Source organism: Chitinivorax sp. B (genome assembly GCF_005503445.1).
Taxonomy (GTDB): domain Bacteria; phylum Pseudomonadota; class Gammaproteobacteria; order Burkholderiales; family SCOH01; genus Chitinivorax.
Map to the genome: position 1 here is coordinate 1 of NZ_SCOH01000046.1, position 17150 is coordinate 17150.

The 17150-nt window shown below is 52.8% G+C and carries 13 protein-coding genes; 5 read left to right on the forward strand and 8 right to left on the reverse strand.

What is annotated here, in order from left to right:
• The 8 genes from FFS57_RS20735 to aceA all read right to left on the reverse strand — a co-directional run.
• On the reverse strand, window positions 1-606 hold a 606-nt coding region (locus FFS57_RS20735; protein ID WP_137939740.1), incomplete at its 3' end, for a retention module-containing protein.
• A 251-nt stretch (window positions 607-857) separates the two neighbouring features.
• On the reverse strand, window positions 858-1448 hold the full coding sequence (locus FFS57_RS20740; protein WP_171014110.1) for a response regulator transcription factor: 591 nt from the start codon (window positions 1446-1448) through the stop codon (window positions 858-860).
• Between the two features lie 20 nt (window positions 1449-1468).
• Window positions 1469-2875 (reverse strand): HlyD family type I secretion periplasmic adaptor subunit, encoded by a 1407-nt coding sequence (locus FFS57_RS20745; protein ID WP_137939742.1) that lies wholly within the window; start codon window positions 2873-2875, stop codon window positions 1469-1471.
• The gene (locus FFS57_RS20750) at window positions 2872-5043 is read right to left on the reverse strand and encodes a type I secretion system permease/ATPase (protein WP_137939743.1); all 2172 of its coding nucleotides are present in this window, start codon (window positions 5041-5043) and stop codon (window positions 2872-2874) included. Before FFS57_RS20750 ends, FFS57_RS20745 begins: the two co-directional genes overlap by 4 nt.
• A gap of 30 nt (window positions 5044-5073) precedes the next feature.
• The gene (locus tag FFS57_RS20755) at window positions 5074-5397 is read right to left on the reverse strand and encodes a hypothetical protein (RefSeq protein ID WP_137939744.1); all 324 of its coding nucleotides are present in this window, start codon (window positions 5395-5397) and stop codon (window positions 5074-5076) included.
• Between the two features lie 137 nt (window positions 5398-5534).
• A complete protein-coding gene (locus FFS57_RS20760; RefSeq protein WP_137939745.1) occupies window positions 5535-6290 on the reverse strand; it encodes a flagellar brake protein in 756 nt (251 codons plus the stop codon).
• 296 nt (window positions 6291-6586) lie between these two features.
• Complete coding sequence (locus tag FFS57_RS20765; protein ID WP_137939746.1) at window positions 6587-8755, reverse strand: malate synthase G; 2169 nt, start codon at window positions 8753-8755, stop codon at window positions 6587-6589.
• A gap of 117 nt (window positions 8756-8872) precedes the next feature.
• Complete coding sequence (gene aceA, locus FFS57_RS20770; protein WP_137939747.1) at window positions 8873-10171, reverse strand: isocitrate lyase; 1299 nt, start codon at window positions 10169-10171, stop codon at window positions 8873-8875.
• 405 nt (window positions 10172-10576) lie between these two features.
• Between aceA and grpE the strand changes: the two genes are divergently transcribed.
• From grpE to FFS57_RS20795, 5 genes are all read left to right on the forward strand, one after another.
• The gene (gene grpE / locus FFS57_RS20775; RefSeq protein WP_137939748.1) at window positions 10577-11128 is read left to right on the forward strand and encodes a nucleotide exchange factor GrpE; all 552 of its coding nucleotides are present in this window, start codon (window positions 10577-10579) and stop codon (window positions 11126-11128) included.
• 110 nt (window positions 11129-11238) lie between these two features.
• Window positions 11239-13161 carry a molecular chaperone DnaK gene (gene dnaK / locus FFS57_RS20780; RefSeq protein ID WP_137939749.1) on the forward strand — a complete coding sequence of 641 codons (1923 nt, stop codon included), beginning with the start codon at window positions 11239-11241 and terminating at the stop codon, window positions 13159-13161.
• Window positions 13162-13560: 399 nt separating this feature from the next.
• On the forward strand, window positions 13561-14634 hold the full coding sequence (locus FFS57_RS20785) for a fatty acid desaturase family protein (protein ID WP_137939750.1): 1074 nt from the start codon (window positions 13561-13563) through the stop codon (window positions 14632-14634).
• Window positions 14635-14687: 53 nt separating this feature from the next.
• Window positions 14688-15812 (forward strand): molecular chaperone DnaJ, encoded by a 1125-nt coding sequence (dnaJ, locus tag FFS57_RS20790; RefSeq protein ID WP_137939751.1) that lies wholly within the window; start codon window positions 14688-14690, stop codon window positions 15810-15812.
• 625 nt (window positions 15813-16437) lie between these two features.
• Window positions 16438-17019 carry a class I SAM-dependent methyltransferase gene (locus FFS57_RS20795; RefSeq protein WP_137939752.1) on the forward strand — a complete coding sequence of 194 codons (582 nt, stop codon included), beginning with the start codon at window positions 16438-16440 and terminating at the stop codon, window positions 17017-17019.
• Window positions 17020-17150 lie beyond the last annotated feature (131 nt).

Consider the following 17150-nt stretch of genomic DNA (forward strand, 5'->3'; position numbering starts at 1 on the left):
GCCAGTGCCAGTGCCAGTGCCAGTGCCAGTGCCAGTGCCAGTGCCAGTGCCAGTGCCAGTGCCAGTGCCAGTGCCAGTTTCCGTGGCGGTGACAGTTGCTTGTGCCTCGTTCTGGCCAGCAACAGGCAGTTCAATTTCGCGGGCTGTCGTATCTGCTGGGAAAGTGATGGTGGCTGGGGTGACATCCTCAGCAATGCGCATCAGCCGGACAAAGCTGTGACTGCCATCACTACCACCTGCGGTCAGGCCGGCTGCTGGGGCTTCCAGTTCTGCGAATGGATCTTGACCCTGGTTAAGTGCATTCACAATCTTGTCGACAGATTGGTCAAGATTTTTCAGTGCTGCTTCATTGGGGTCCGCTGTTTGGGTACCCAGCATGTCCTGATCCACCAGGATGGTCCGCTCTGGCGCGAGTGCCAGATGTTCGCCGTTGGGGAGTCGCAATTCAATGCGACTGCCATCTGAGGTCACAATGACATCGCCTTCTTTGACGACATCGCCCACTTTCAGTGCAACCTTGCTGCCATCTGCTTTGGCCAGAAACACTTTGCCTTGCAATAAGACAACGATCCCCTGGGCTTTTACGGTGGTGGAGGTATCAGGCATGGTCAAACCCTTTAGTAAAAATATCAGCGCCCGAATATTAGACCATGCTGTTTTTCGATTGAATTGTACCTAAGTACAATCCAGCCAATTTTCTTGGGAGTGCAGTACCGTAAAGGCTTGGAGTATGAAAGTGAGGCAGGTATGTCGCCCAATTGATGGGGGGATATTGCTTTGAGTGAATTTAACGATAACGATTGGCGCCACTTGCCCACTCAATGGGCCGGTGGTTAGTTGGTGATGCCAATGCCAAGTCATTGAATCCCGTTGATATGTAAAGCCAATTGCAGGCGATCTGTGACGCCAAGCTTGGTGAAGGCTGCAGTCAAATGGGCTTTGACAGTGCGTTCGGTGATATTGAGGCTGCGTGCAATTTCCTTATTGGCGTACCCTTTGGCCGCCATTAGCGCGACTTCGCGCTCGCGCTCCGACAAGCCTGCAAGACTAGGCACGACACTGAAGGTGGGCACAGCCTGCAAGCCGCGTAACAGGGTGACCATCATGTTACGGCCTACCCATAGTCCCCCATCTGCCACCACATCCAATACATGCTGCAAGGTGTTATGCACTGCAAACGCATGGCAGTAACCGACGGCGCCGCAACTTAGCCACCGCACACCCTCAACATCTGAAGGGGTGCTGGAGACGAATACGGTTTTGCTGCGTGCTGTCAGTTCGGCAATCGAGACATCATCAGCCTCCGGTAGGCCCGGGAGTGCCGTATCCACGATGACCAAAGGCTGTGCTACTTGAGTTGGCAGTGGCAGCCATTGATTGTAGACCACAGTCTGGAATGTACTGCTTAACGGGCCCCAATGTTGTAGCAGGCCGGGGTCGGCCGTCATGATTATCATGGTGGATGGCATCATCGTTCACGAAGCGCATTGGCTTTGGCGCGTAATACAGGTTTCAGCAAATAGGTCAGGATGCTGCGTTTTCCAGTGATGATATCAACCTCGGCAACCATGCCAGGGATGATTGGCAGCTTTTGAGCTCCAAACTGGGCTGTCTGTGTCCTGACCTTGATAAGATAGAAGGCGTTGCCCTTGTCGTCTGTTACGGTATCGGCACCGATGGTTTCAACGGTGGCATCTAGCCCGCCATAAATGGCGAAGTCATAGGCTGTGAATTTCACCAGCGCTTTTTGTCCAGGACTCAGGAAAGCGATATCACGAGGTTGTACTTTAGCCTCCAATAGCAAGGCATCATCCGTTGGCACAATCTCGATCACCTCCTTGCCGGGCTGGACGACACCACCGACAGTATTGAACAGGATCTGTTTTACGGTTCCGTTGACTGGTGAACGCAAGTCAGATTGTTTGACCCGGTCTTTCAGTGCAACACTTCCGGCAGTTAGTTGGCCCAACTTACCGACTGTCTCAGACATCTCGCTACGAGCCTGGTTGCGGAAGGTCAATTCCACCTCCTGGATTTTGCGGGTGGCTTCAGAGATCGCAGCCTGAACACGTGGGATCTGGGCGGCAGATGAATCTCTTTCGCCACGATAACGGGCCACATCTCGTTCGAGGCGTAATAATTCAACGTCAGAGACGGCACCAGTCCTGGCCAGTGGGCGGGTGACTTCCAGTTCCTTGGCAGTCAGTTCGTAACTTTGTTGGGCTTGATCCCGCCTGGCACGGATTTCATTCAGTTCTTGCGAGCGTTGGGTCAGTTGCTGGCGAGCCACGCCGATAGACGCATCCAGCTCAGCCTGTTTGGATTCATACAGGATACGTTCCTGTTCGACCAAATCAGGTGCTTCTTTCAAGACATCAGTGGGTGGATCAAAAGGTTTGCCATCGGCTACCGCTCGCAGGCGGGCAGCCTTGGCGGTCAGTGACAGGTATTGAGCACGATTTTCACCCAGAGAGGATGCGTAACGGGTTGGATCGATTTTCAACAAGAGCTGCCCGGCTTTGACTGACTGCCCTTCACGGACCAATATTTCGGACACCATCCCACCATCCAGGCTTTGCAAAATCTGCACGTCACGGGAGGGCACTACTTTACCTTCACCTTTGGTAACTTCATCAATGGGTGACAAGGCAGCCCACAGCAACAGGAATATCAGTGCTGCCGCGCTGGTCCAGATGATGATGTGCGAACCACGAGGCGTCTGGTGATCGATATAGTAATTGGCATCGGCAATGAAATCGGTGTCGTCGTGCAACTCGTGCTTGGCGGATAGTGACATCACCCAATCCAGCCATTTACCGACAAGGGAATAGCAGCGTTGCCAAATGGTGTGTTCCGGGCTTGGCTTGGTGTTCATGCGCCCCTCCCGATCCGGCCACGCTGCAATGCTTCGATGACCTGTTCTTTGGGCCCGTCGGCGACGATCTTACCGTTGTCCATGACGATCAATCGGTCTACCAGGTCCAGCAGTGAGGTACGGTGGGTGACCAGTACGATGGACTTGTGTTTGGCATAAATTTTCAGTTGCTGTTTGAAGCGTTCCTCACTTTGATGATCCATCGAGCTGGAGGGCTCATCCAGTAACAGCATGGGGGGGTCGCTCAAGACGGCGCGGGCAATTGCAACGGCTTGGCGCTGGCCGCCGGATAGTGATTCACCGCGCTCACCGATGGGCATGTCGAAACCGCGTGGGTGAAGGTTGGCAAATTCAGTCACACCAGCCAGACCTGCGGCAGCAATGATGCGGGCATCGTCTGAAAAAGGAGCGCCCATCGCGATGTTTTGCCGCAGCGTGCCATAAAACAGGGTGACATCTTGCGGTACATAGCCAACAGCACGGCGAAGCTCGGCAGGATCAATTTGGCGGGTATCAATGCCATCAACCAATACAGCACCTTCGCTGGGTTGATACAAGCCGAGTATCAACTTCTCAATGGTGCTTTTACCGGAACCGATCCGGCCTATGATGGCAACCTTTTCGCCAGCAACCAGCTTGAATGACACATCGCGTAGCGTGGGCGATTCTTGCCCTGGATAGCTGAAGGTGACATTGCGGAACTCGATTTCGCCTTTCAAGTGCGGGCGATGCAGAAAGGCATTTTCATCCGGCCGCTCCACCGGTGATTGCATGTGGCTTTCGACAGCCTCCAGCGACGTCCGGGCATTCTGGTATTGCATCAGCAGCCCGGCAATCAATCCCAACGGTGCCATGGCGCGGCCTGCCAGCATACTGGCGGCGATGATGCCGCCCATGGATACCTTGGCTTCAATCGCCAGATAGACACCAACCATCACAGTAACGATGGAGACCAGTTGTTGCATGAATTGCGCAAAGTTGCCTGACAGACCCGATAGCAGTTTCAAGCGCGCGCCAATTTGCGCCAGATAGACCGTGGTGCGTTCCCAAAGCCGTTGATAATAGCCTTCGGCCCCCATGACCTTGATGGTTTCCAGCCCAACCAAGGATTCCACTAATGTGGCATTGCGCTGGGCGGCGGCTCGTATGGTCAAGTCGCTGAGCTCACGCATCTTTTCCTGTGCAAACAGTGAGAACAGGACGACCAGTATCATGCCGACCAAGGGAGGTAGTACCAGCCAGGGAGAGATCCATGCGAGTGCCAGTAGAAACAATAAAACAAATGGCAAGTCGACCAAGGCTGTCAGCGTGGCGGAGGCAAAAAAATCACGGACGGTTTCAAATGCCCGCAAATTTGCAGCAAAACTGCCGACGGAGGCTGGACGGGCGTCCATGCGTATGCCTAGCACACGCTCCATGATAAGTGCCGACAGGGTTACGTCCATCCGCTTACCAGCGGTGTCGACAATATAAGCACGAACATTTTTCAGCAGGAAATCAAACAGCAACACGCCAATGACACCAATTGCCAGCACCCATAATGTTTCTTCGGCACGGTTGGGCACCACGCGGTCATACACGTTCATGGTGAACAGAGGCATAGCCAGGGCGAACAAGTTGATCAGCAAGGCGGCCAGCGTGGCATCGCGATACAGTCGCCAGTTATACCAGACAGTGCTCCAGAACCAGTGCCGCCCTTTGGCTGGATGCAGTTCCGGGGTACGAGCATCCAGTCGGAAGCGAGGACGGACAATGATGGCAATGCCGGTATATTGTCCAGTCAATTGAGCTTTAGTGACGATCTCACCAGACTCCCCGCTTTCCGGCAGGCGGACCCGAAATTTCCCATCAGGCAGGTTTTCCAGAACGAGGCAAGCCCGGCGACCATCCAGCAACAAGACGATCGGGAACAGATTCTTCGGTAGATCATCCAGGGATTGACGCAGGAAGCGTGTGGTCAGGCCGGCACGTGCCGCTGCACGTGAAAATTGCGAAGGTGGCAGCTTGTTGTCCACCAAGGAAAGGCCCGCAGCCAGTGCTTCCCGTGTCCACGGGTTGCTGTGGATATGCGTGAGGGCTGCCAAACAATCCAGCAGTGGGTCGAGATGGGTTTCGTGTTCGCTGACATGCCATGCGAACGGGTCGGATTGCGCTTTGGTATCAGTCATGTTCTTTATAAATCACGCGCCTTTCAGCGCTTACAACACATCATCATCACTCAACAACTTGAACTCGCCACGCATCTTGCTGCGCAGGCTTTTGCGGGCCAGAAGTTTCTTCTGTGCCTCATGTGGCAAATCGGTCAGGCGGATGACATTCTTATCAATCAGCACATCAATCAAATCCTCAATTACCCGAATCAGATCACTGTCCAGTGACGAAAAACCATGGTCTTCATCTTGATTGCTGAGGAAGGAATGCAACGTGGAGTCATGTGGTGAGACGAACTCAGCATGGCGATCATCCTTCAATCGGCTGACCGACAAGATGTGCCCATCCGCATCACGTGCAATATAGGGCATAGCCACTCCCTGTAAATGACTGTGGAATTCCCAAAAAGACTTTACTCTCGATTCAATACAGTATTGTTTGGATACGGTGGTTATATATAGCCGCCGTGTTGTATTGATCTTAGCAAGCGGGACGGAGCTTTGCCCGGTTACGTACGGGATTTCTGTTCCATCTGGAGTTGCGTGATATAACGTTGCAGCAGATTTTGTTGCTGTGGACTCAGTTTCAGAAACTGGCAGCCGATCCACATGATTTCCTTGCCCTGATGAAGGCGTTCGGTACGCAAATTGCGTACTTCGAGCCCAAACTGAAGCAAGCCAAAGCCAGGTAGATCAAGTGTGCAATCATCGTATTTGTCGAGCAGATTGAAATCCGGGCGTGGCGGCAAACCCAAGCACAGGCCACCCAGACTCAAATCATGTAGTGGTATATCCTGGCGACCGCTGGGGTGATCGCGGATAGTCACTTTGACTGGATTGGCAACCGGTGTCATCAAACGGAAGTATTCACGTCGTTGTAGTTTGATGATGGTAGAGGGAAATGGCACCTTGAACGCTGGCCGGCTCTGAAAATTGACCTGATGCACTTGGCCGCAGGTGAATTGATGCTTGATACCATCGGGCGTGGCTACAAACAGGTTTCGATCCGATTGTGCCAAGCGTCGGTTGACATCGGGACTGCCGGATTCATCAATGATAAAGGCTTTGCCAACCTGATCCACATCCAGAATCGACGTCAGCGAAAACTGTTGTCCCTGGCTGAAGTAGACGGCGACCAAGTCGTGTCTTGCCATCAATTGCCGTAGGGCATGGGCAATATCAAACACGGAGGTCAGTTCGAACTGACGAATGTCGATGGAATCGGCAATTGGGGCGGGCTGGGCGGGTGGGGTGGTTTCACTCATGGCAAAGCAGATATCGGCGATTAGCCAGTTTCCTTAACACGCATTCGCCAGACGGCGCTTGCAGATTAATGATGCTTCGACTTGCGTGATGAACCACGGACCCGCTTGCCGAAACTGCGAAACGTCTGTCATCAAGGGCTGTGAAAACCTGCCCTGTTCTCGTTGTTATAACATGAAACGGGCAGACAGGGCGGTGGAAGATGGATTGGGGAAAAGCACAACGCCCCAAGACGGGGCGTTGTGTTAAAGGGCGCTGACAAAACCTTTCTAGGAATATTGTGCGGTAGCTGACCGGGTTACTTGAGCTGTTTGGCTTTCAGTTCACGGCGGCGACGATGCAATACCGGCTCGGTGTAACCATTGGGCTGTTTCACACCTTCGAACACCAGCTCGCAAGCAGCCTGGAAGGCGATATTATTGTCGAAGTCAGGCGCCATGTTTTGATACAGCGGATCACTGGCATTTTGCTTGTCGACAATGGCGGCCATGCGTTTCATGACTTCCATCACCTGTGCTTCACTGCAGATGCCATGGCGCAGCCAGTTGGCAACATGCTGGCTGGAGATGCGCAAGGTGGCGCGGTCTTCCATCAGCCCGACGTTGTGGATGTCCAGCACTTTGGAGCAACCCACGCCCTGATCAACCCAGCGGACAACATAGCCAAGAATGCCCTGGCAATTGTTTTCCAGCTCGGACTGGATGTCGGCGGCCGACCAATTGGTATCCGGCGCCAACGGAATGTTGAGGATGTCATCCACGTTGACGCGGGTGCGTGCCGCCAGCTCCTTCTGACGTGCCTGGACATTCACCTGATGGTAATGCATGGCATGCAGCGTAGCGCCGGTGGGTGAGGGCACCCAGGCACAGTTGGCACCGGCTTTGGGATGACCAACTTTGGTATTGACCATTTCCGCCATCATGTCCGGTTTCGGCCACATACCTTTGCCAATCTGAGCGCGGCCAGCCAAGCCACACAAAAGACCGACGTCCACATTGGCATCTTCATAAGCCAGAATCCACTTTTCCTTCTTCATGGCTTCCTTGCGCACAACCGCGCCTGCTTCCATGGAAGTATGGATTTCATCGCCGGTACGATCCATGAAACCGGTATTGATGAAGATGGTACGTTCGCGTGCCTGGCGGATACATTCCTTCAGGTTGACGCTGGTACGGCGTTCTTCATCCATGATGCCGATTTTCAGTGTGTTACGCTTCAGGCTCAATGCGGTTTCAACACGGCTGAACAGCTCAACGGCAAAGGCGACTTCTTCCGGGCCGTGCATCTTGGGCTTCACGATATACATGGAGTCCGTACGGGAATTTTTCAGCGTGTTGGTGCCAACAATGTCATGCTTGGCGATCAACGCGGTGACCATGGCATCCATGATGCCTTCAAAGACTTCTTCACCTTTATACAAGATGGCCGGGTTGGTCATCAGATGGCCGACATTGCGCAGCAACAGTAGTGAACGTCCGTGTAACTTGAATGGCTGACCTTGCGGATTGACGAACTCGCGGTCTGGCGTCATGCGGCGGGTAACCTGCTTGCCACCTTTTTCAAACGTGTCTTCCAGCGTACCTTTCATCAGGCCCAACCAGTTGCCATAGACTTCAACTTTGTCTTCGGCATCGACTGCTGCAATTGAGTCTTCACAATCCTGAATGGTTGTGACAGCGGCTTCCAGAACCACATCTTTGACACGGGCAGGGTCGGTCTGACCAATTGCACTGTTGCCATCGATCTGGATTTCGATATGCAGATTGTTGTTTTTCAACAGAACCGACGTCGGATTGGCCGCTTCGCCGGTATAGCCGACAAATTTCTCAGGCTGTGCCAGCCCAACCTGCTCCCCACCTTTCAAGGTCACGCGTAGCTGCCCATTGGCAACTGCATACAAGGTAGCGTCATGATGACTGCCAGTGGCCAACGGGATGGCCTGATTGAGGAAGTTGCGAGCAAATTCGATAACTTTTGCGCCACGTACAGGGTTGTAGCCTTTGCCTTTTTCCGCGCCATCGACTTCGGTAATGACATCAGTGCCATATAGCGCATCATACAAACTGCCCCAGCGAGCATTGGCGGCATTCAACGCATAGCGGGCATTTTTTACCGGCACCACCAACTGTGGGCCAGCCAAGACGGCAATCTCTTCGTCCACATTTTCGGTGATGATCTGGAAGTCTTCACCTTCGGGCTGTAGATAGCCAATCTCAGTCAAAAAGCTTTTGTAGGCAGCAAAATTGAAGCTAGGGTTAGTGCGGTGCCATGCATCAATCTTGGTTTGTAGCTCGTCACGTTTGGCGAGCAGTGCTTTGTTCTTGGGTGTGAGATCAGCCAGGATCTGTTCAAAGGCTACCCAGTAGGCATTGGCATCAACACCGGTACCAGGGATGATCTGGTCGATGATGAGATCATGTAATTCCTTGGCGATCTCCAGTCCACCTTTTTGAATACGTGCAGTCATTATGCGGGCCTCGTGTTCTGCATGGCCTCATCCGCGTGGGCCATGGTGCATGCGCGATAAACAAAAAACCGCACGAGTCGCCCCGTGCGGTTTTTCAATCCGAATAAACCGTGTGGCTTAGTGGAATTGTTCTTCTTCAGTCGAACCAGTCAGGGCGGTAACTGAGGAAGCGCCACCTTGAATCACAGTGGTCACGTCATCGAAGTAGCCAGTGCCCACTTCCTGCTGGTGAGATACGAAGGTGTAGCCGCGGTCGCGTGCTGCGAATTCCGGCTCTTGCACCTTCTCAACATAAGCCGACATGCCGCGTGCAACGTAGTCTTGCGCCAGATCGTACATGTTGTACCACATGCTGTGGATGCCAGCGAGGGTGATGAACTGGTACTTGTAGCCCATTGCACCCAGCTCGCGCTGGAATTTGGCGATGGTGGCATCGTCCAGGTTCTTCTTCCAGTTGAAGGAAGGAGAGCAGTTGTAAGCCAGCATTTTGCCAGGGTGCTTGGCATGTACGGCTTCAGCGAACTTGCGAGCAAATTCCAGATCCGGTGTGCCGGTTTCGCACCATACCAAGTCAGCGTAGTCAGCATAGGCAATCGCACGGCTGATCGCTTGGTCGATACCTTTACGGGTCTTGAAGAAACCTTCTGCAGTACGTTCGCCAGTCAGGAACGGCTTGTCATTTTCGTCGCAATCGCTGGTCAGCAGGTCAGCTGCTTCAGCATCGGTACGGGCGATCACCAGTGTCGGTACGCCGTATACGTCAGCAGCTAGGCGTGCTGCGATCAATTTCTGTACGGCTTCTTGAGTCGGAACCAGTACCTTGCCACCCATGTGACCACATTTCTTCACTGAAGCCAATTGGTCTTCAAAGTGAACGCCAGCTGCGCCAGCACGGATCATCGCTTTCATCAGCTCATGCGCATTCAACACGCCGCCAAAACCTGCTTCAGCATCAGCAACGATTGGTGCGAAGTAGTCGACGAAGCCTGCATCACCACGCTCAATACCCTTGGAATGCTGAATTTCATCGGCACGGGTAAAAGCATTGTTGATGCGTTCAACCACGGTCGGTACCGAGTTCACCGGGTACAGCGATTGGTCAGGATACATCGCCATGTAGCTGTTGTTGTCAGCGGCAACTTGCCAGCCGGACAGATAAATGGCCTGAATGCCGGCTTTGACCTGTTGCATGGCTTGGCCACCAGTCAGAGCACCCAAACAGTTGACATAAGGCTGGGTATGCAGACGCTCCCACAGTTTGGCTGCGCCATGCTTGGCCAAACTGTATTCCACATGTACAGAGCCACGCAGACGCTCAACGTCTGCTGCGGTGTAGCCGCGCTTGATGCCGTTCCAGCGCTCGTTGGTGTCCCAGTCTTTCTGAATCGCTGCAATGCGTGCTTCGCGAGTAGTCATTCGATGATCCCCAAACAGAAAACAGTAGCTAACCTTTGACGCAGTGCGTCAAATCTTCATGCCACGGCGAACCGCAGCGAACACGGGATGCGCCAGAGATCTTATCTGGCCTGCTTTAGCGGGCTGTGTTGATGGACGTACCCTTTAGGCGCATAGGAATCGGGATCGACCCCACGTGTGTGACCTAAGCTTTGGTGACTCGATTATAAGCACGATGTGTGCAGTGCAGCAACCGCAAATTTCAAAATATACGATTTTTATCAATAGGGAGATACCCGATATTGATCAAACGACCGTTTGAAAGGAGTGTAGGCATTTTTTTCTATGGTAGCTATTGAAATTTTCAATGGTGCCATCATGTAAAATGGATTGTTGGCAAAACCCTATTGGTAATGAGGAATAGCAATGCAAGGCAATCACGAACTCGAGCCGAAACCTGATCAGATCAATGCCGCCGAGTCGGCTACAGACAACCAGGCGGTCGATCAGCCCGAAGTCATGCCAAGCACTGAAGAGCTGCTGCGTCAGGCAGAACTGAAGGCAAGCGAGCATCATGATGCGTGGCTGCGTGCCAAGGCCGATGCGGAAAACATCCGACGTCGTGCACATGAAGACGTTCAGAATGCGAACAAATACGCCGTTACCAAATTCGCCACCGAATTGCTGGCTGTGAAAGACAGCCTGGAAATGGCGATGAAAGACAACAGCTCGGTTGAGAACATCAAGATGGGTGTCGAAATGACGCTCAAACAGCTTGTCAGCGCGTTTGAAAAGTTTCAGGTCGTGGAAATCAATCCGGAAGGCCAAAAGCTTGATCCGCACAAGCATCAGGCAATCAGCGTGGTGCCGGCTGACGTTGAACCCAATACCGTGGTGAGCGTGATGCAAAAGGGCTACATGCTGGCTGATCGCGTGATCCGCCCTGCGATGGTCGTGGTATCCAAGGCCAAGGAATAAACCTCGAAAAAAGGGGCTTGAAAAGCAAAAAGTGCGCCCCATTTTCGGATTATGGTTATTTGAATCAATGTCGACGTTGAAGACGGCGGCAGCAAGAAAGGATAAAACACATGGGCAAGATTATTGGTATTGACTTGGGCACCACGAACTCGTGCGTATCCGTAATGGAAAACGGCCAGCCGAAGGTTATCGAAAACTCCGAAGGCGCACGTACCACACCGTCGATCATTGCTTATCAGGAAGATGGCGAAATTCTGGTTGGTGCACCTGCCAAGCGTCAGGCTGTTACCAATCCCCGTAATACCCTGTTCGCGGTCAAGCGCCTGATTGGCCGCCGTTTTGAAGAAAAGGAAGTTCAAAAGGACATCGACCTGATGCCTTATGAAATCCTGAAGGCTGACAATGGCGATGCCTGGGTAAAAGTACGTGACAAGAAGCTTGCACCGCCGCAAGTTTCCGCTGAAGTACTGCGCAAGATGAAGAAAACCGCTGAAGACTACTTGGGGGAAGAAGTCACCGAGGCGGTCATTACCGTACCGGCTTACTTCAACGACAGCCAACGCCAAGCGACCAAGGATGCTGGCCGCATCGCCGGTCTGGAAGTGAAGCGCATCATCAACGAACCGACTGCTGCGGCACTGGCATTTGGCCTAGACAAGAAAGAGGGTGACCGCAAGATCGCCGTCTATGACTTGGGTGGCGGTACCTTCGATATCTCGATCATCGAAATCGCGGAACTGGATGGCGAACACCAATTTGAAGTGCTGTCGACCAACGGTGATACCTTCCTGGGTGGTGAGGATTTTGACCAACGCATCATTGATTACATCATCGGCGAATTCAAGAAAGAATCCGGCGTTGATCTGAAGCAAGACGTACTGGCGCTGCAACGCCTGAAGGAAGCGGCTGAGAAGGCGAAGATTGAGCTGTCCTCCAGCCAGCAGACCGAAGTCAACCTGCCTTACATCACTGCAGATGCCACCGGTCCGAAGCACTTGGCCGTTAAAATCACCCGTGCCAAGTTCGAAGCGCTGGTGGAAGACCTAATCGAGCGTTCGATTGCGCCTTGCAGCGTCGCAATCAAGGATGCCGGCCTGAAGGTCAGCGACATCGACGACGTCATTCTGGTCGGTGGTCAGACCCGTATGCCGAAAGTTCAGGAGAAGGTGAAGGAGTTCTTCGGTAAGGAACCGCGCCGTGACGTGAACCCTGATGAAGCTGTTGCTGTGGGCGCTGCGATTCAAGGTGGCGTGCTGAAGGGTGATGTGAAGGACGTATTGTTGCTGGACGTGACGCCGTTGAGCCTGGGTATTGAAACCCTGGGTGGCGTGATGACCAAGCTGATCCAGAAGAACACCACCATTCCGACCAAGGCATCGCAAGTGTTCTCGACCGCTGACGATAACCAAAGCGCCGTGACCATTCACGTGTTGCAAGGTGAGCGTGAGAAGGCCATGGGCAACAAGAGCCTGGGCCAGTTCAACCTGGAAGGTATCCCGGCTGCACCGCGTGGTATGCCGCAAATTGAAGTGATCTTCGATATCGACGCCAACGGTATTTTGCATGTGTCCGCCAAGGACAAGGCAACTGGCAAGGAAAACAAGATCACCATCAAAGCGAATTCCGGTCTGTCGGAAGAAGAAATCCAAGGCATGGTGCGTGATGCGGAAGCCCACGCTGACGAAGACAAGAAGCTGATCGAGCTGGTACAAGCTCGCAACCAGTTGGATGCATTGATCCACTCGGTGAAGAAGTCCCTGACCGAATACGGTGACAAGATCGGTGCCGACGACAAGGCGAAGATCGAAGCCGCTCTGAAAGATGCTGAAAGCGTTGTGAAGAGTGATGACAAGGTCGAAATCGATGCTAAGTCGGAAGCATTGTCAACAGCAGCCCATAAGCTGGCTGAGCAGATGTATGCCGATCAACAACCGCAGGGTGGCGCACAACAACAGCCTGGCAGTGAAGCCAGTGGCAAGGGTGACGACGGCAATGTAGTCGACGCTGAGTTTGAAGAAGTGAAGAAGGGCTGATCCCATTATCAAGGGTTGCAAGGTTTCAATAATACTGCAGCCCTGATGGGGATGCATCTCGACAGGCCATCTGATGGATGCCGCCTGAATAGGCCGGATTGAGCTTGCCGAGTAGGCAGTAAGCTCGATTCGGCCGTTTTCATGTCATTCGTATGGCATGACATATTGGTATGGCGATATTCACTTTGCTGGTACAGTGATTGCCGGCGAATTGTTATAGGCGCACGATTACGTGTCTATGCGCATCGCCAAGGATGGGCAAGGTACGCCACGTAGCTTGCCATATCGGTATAAGACCGTGAAGTCCACAGGGTTGTGCAACCGTTGGCAAAATACTGAAGTGCTGTCGGCACAGTAAAGAATTAAGTGCGCAAGTGGCGGCGCAAGGAGAATCCATTGATGCAACGAATCAGCTTTCCACCTCGTGGGCCTTTTCTAGATGCTTTGAAGGCGCGGGTGGATACCTATTTTGCTGAATCAGGCCAACGCCAGACAGGTAACTGGCGCTTGTATCTGAAAACCTTATTTGCCTATGGCCTGGCAATCGGCAGTTATGTGATGCTGGTATGGGGTGTCGATCACTGGTGGTCAGCTTTGTTGGCTGCGTTCTGCTTGGTGCAGGGTTATGTCTTGATTGCCTTCAACGTCATGCATGATGGTGCGCATGGTAGCTACTCCACAAAACGTTGGTTGAATTGGGTGATGGGTGCCAGCATGGATGTGATCGGTGGCAGTCAGATGCTGTGGCGGCAAAAGCACAACATGCTGCATCACACTTATACCAATGTGGAGGGTAAGGACGACGATATTGCCATTGGTGCGTTGATGCGTTTGTCGCCGCATCAGCCATGGAAACCCTGGCATCGTCTACAGCAATGGTATGCGCCAGTATTGTATAGCCTGTTGACTTTGTATTGGATGTTGTTCAGCGACTGGCAGAAGATGGTCACCGGCCGGATTGGCGATACGCCGCTACAACATCGGGCTTGGTGGGAGACGCCCTATTTTGTGCTGACCAAGGTGATCTATCTGGGTTACACCCTGGTGCTGCCAATGATGTTCCATCCGATGTGGTTGGTGGTGTTGTGCTTTGTCGGGATGCATCTCCTGTTTGGTTTTACACTGTCGATCGTCTTTCAGTTGGCACATACCGTAGAGGGGGCCGCCTTCCTACAGCCAGATGGCAATGGCAAGATGCAGGATGAATGGGCGGTGCACCAAGTTCGGACCACGGCGGATTTTGCGCCCAAAAGCTGGCTCGCAACTTTTTATATGGGTGGTTTAAATTTTCAGGTTGAACACCATTTATTCCACAAGGTTAGCCATGTGCATTACCCGGCACTGAGCCGAATCGTGCGTGAAACCTGCGCAGAGTTCGACGTGCCGTATCACAGTTTTGCTTCGGTAGGGATGGCGTTGAAGGCGCACTTCCGATTCCTGCGGCGAATGGGGCAACAGCCCGCAATGGCGTGACAACAGGCGCAAGCACGGCTTGCGTTGCAAAGTAATGTAAGGTGACACGAGACATGTCAAAGAAAGACTTTTACGAAATTCTGGGCGTCAATCGCGATGCATCCGAAGATGACATCAAGAAAGCCTATCGCAAGTTGGCGATGAAGTATCACCCGGATCGCAATCCAGACAATCCGCAGGCTGAAGAAAAGTTCAAGGAAGCCAAAGAGGCTTACGAGATCCTGTCTGATAGTCAAAAGCGGGCCGCTTATGACCAATACGGCCATGCGGGGGTCGATCCGCAGGCTGGCATGGGAGGCGGTGGTGCAGGTTTTGGCAGTTTTGCCGATGCATTTGGCGATATCTTTGGCGATATCTTTGGTGGCGGTGGTGGCCGAGGTGGTCGCTCCAATGTTTATCGTGGTGCCGATCTTCGCTACAACCTGGAAATTACGCTGGAAGAAGCTGCGCGTGGGTGTGACAAGCAGATTCGCATTCCTACCATGGATGAATGCAAGACCTGTGAGGGTTCTGGTGCCAAGCCAGGGACACAGGCCAAAACCTGCTCGACCTGTGGTGGTCACGGTCAAGTCCGTATGCAGCAAGGCTTCTTCTCGATTCAGCAAACCTGCCCGACATGTCATGGTACCGGTAAGGTCATTCCCGACCCGTGTCGAGATTGCCATGGTGCGGGCCGTGTGAAGTCGCACAAGACTTTGTCCGTGAAGATTCCGCCCGGTATTGATGAGGGTGACCGCATTCGCCTGGCGGGTGAAGGCGAGCATGGTACCAATGGTGGTCCAAGTGGCGATCTGTATGTGCAAATGCATATCAAGCCGCACTCGGTGTTCCAGCGCGATGGGGTCGACCTGCATTGTGAGATGCCGATTAGTTTCTCCACAGCCGCATTGGGTGGAGAAATTGAAATCCCGACACTGGATGGTGCGGCGAAGATCAAGATTCCGACAGAGACTCAATCTGGCAAGGTATTCCGTTTGCGTGGAAAAGGGATCAAACCAGTACGCGGTTCCATTCCAGGTGACCTGATGTGCCACGTGGTAGTGGAGACCCCGGTGAACCTGACCGAGCGTCAGAAGGAACTGCTGCGTGAGTTGGAAGCGATCTCGCAGGGAGATTCGGAAACACACAATCCACGTGCCAAGTCGTGGATGAACAAGGTTAAGGAATTCTTCAGCTGAGTTTACCTGACACTGAGTGTGACAAAGGCCCATTTCTGGGCCTTTGTTGTTTTAGGGTGGATGGCATTGTTCGCCGCCTACCTACTCTTCATCGACTTTCAGCATGGCATCTGCCTCAATAACGGGTAGATAGCGGTGAAAAATCCTTTACAGCGTGCCATCCTGTTGCATCTGCGGGATCAGCTTTTTCCATTCCTGCGCCTAGGTGTCACTGAAGTGTTGTTGGGCTAATGCAAGACCCGATGGCAATGGTTTTTCATTCGGTAGCACATCCAGAATACGCACCGCAACAGTTAATCCTGTCTCACTTAGATAGCGAACATAGCTTGTGAGTGTAGCGAACAATCCATCGATACAGCGTAAGGCCAGCCGTTTATATAAATGTAGCTAATGTGATCCTGTCTTGTTGGGCTTTTCCTGAATGGGATCAAAGTGATCTGCACACCAGCAAATAATTGTCGATGGCGCCTACTGTGACGTGACGCCGGTCGATAGTATCAACCGTAGCGGCGTTGGATGATCTGAAAAATATACTGTTGTCATGATTGAGCAAGATGGGCTATGCTTCGGCTAATACGTTTGTGGTAAAATATCCCACATATTGATTGATGGAGTGAGCTGAATCATGTCCAGTTACGACGAACACTATGCAGTAGAGCCGGCATTGTTCGGCATGCCCTATCCTGAATTCGCCAAATTGGTAGCTACTTTCCCACCGACAGGGAATGCGCTGGATCTGGGGTGCGGACAAGGTAGAGACGCGTTGTTACTGGCACGACATGGTTTGCAGGTGACTGCAATGGACACTTCTGCCGTGGGTGTGGCGCAGATGGTGTCCCAAGCAATGGAACAAGGTTTGCAGGTGCGAGGGATGGTCGGTGACGCTTTTGATTTTCTGCCACCACAGAGCTATGACGTGATTGTACTGAACGGCATACTTCATTTTGGCGAAGATTGGGAGCGTGAGTTGGAGCTGCTGGAACGGCTGGTCTGGCATACTCGGGCTGGTGGGCATCTATGCCTGTTCATGCATCGGGTGACGGCAAATGAACGGCGTTTGCGAAACTTTTACCGCCAACTGGGTGACGGCTGGCGGATCGTGAATCAGTCATACATCGATTTTGTTTATCAAGAGCAATCAACCCAATACCAATCCAATATCGAACTGTTCATGTTCGTTATCCAGCGTAATCCAGTCACAGTATGACCGGTTATCAGTCGATCCGTTCGCGAGCAGCGCTTGACCTTCGATCCTGAGGTCTCTGGATCGGGTTTTTGTGCTGGCGACACCCATCATGCAGGTTATACCGCAGCGCCTGGATGCTACTCAGGCGCTGA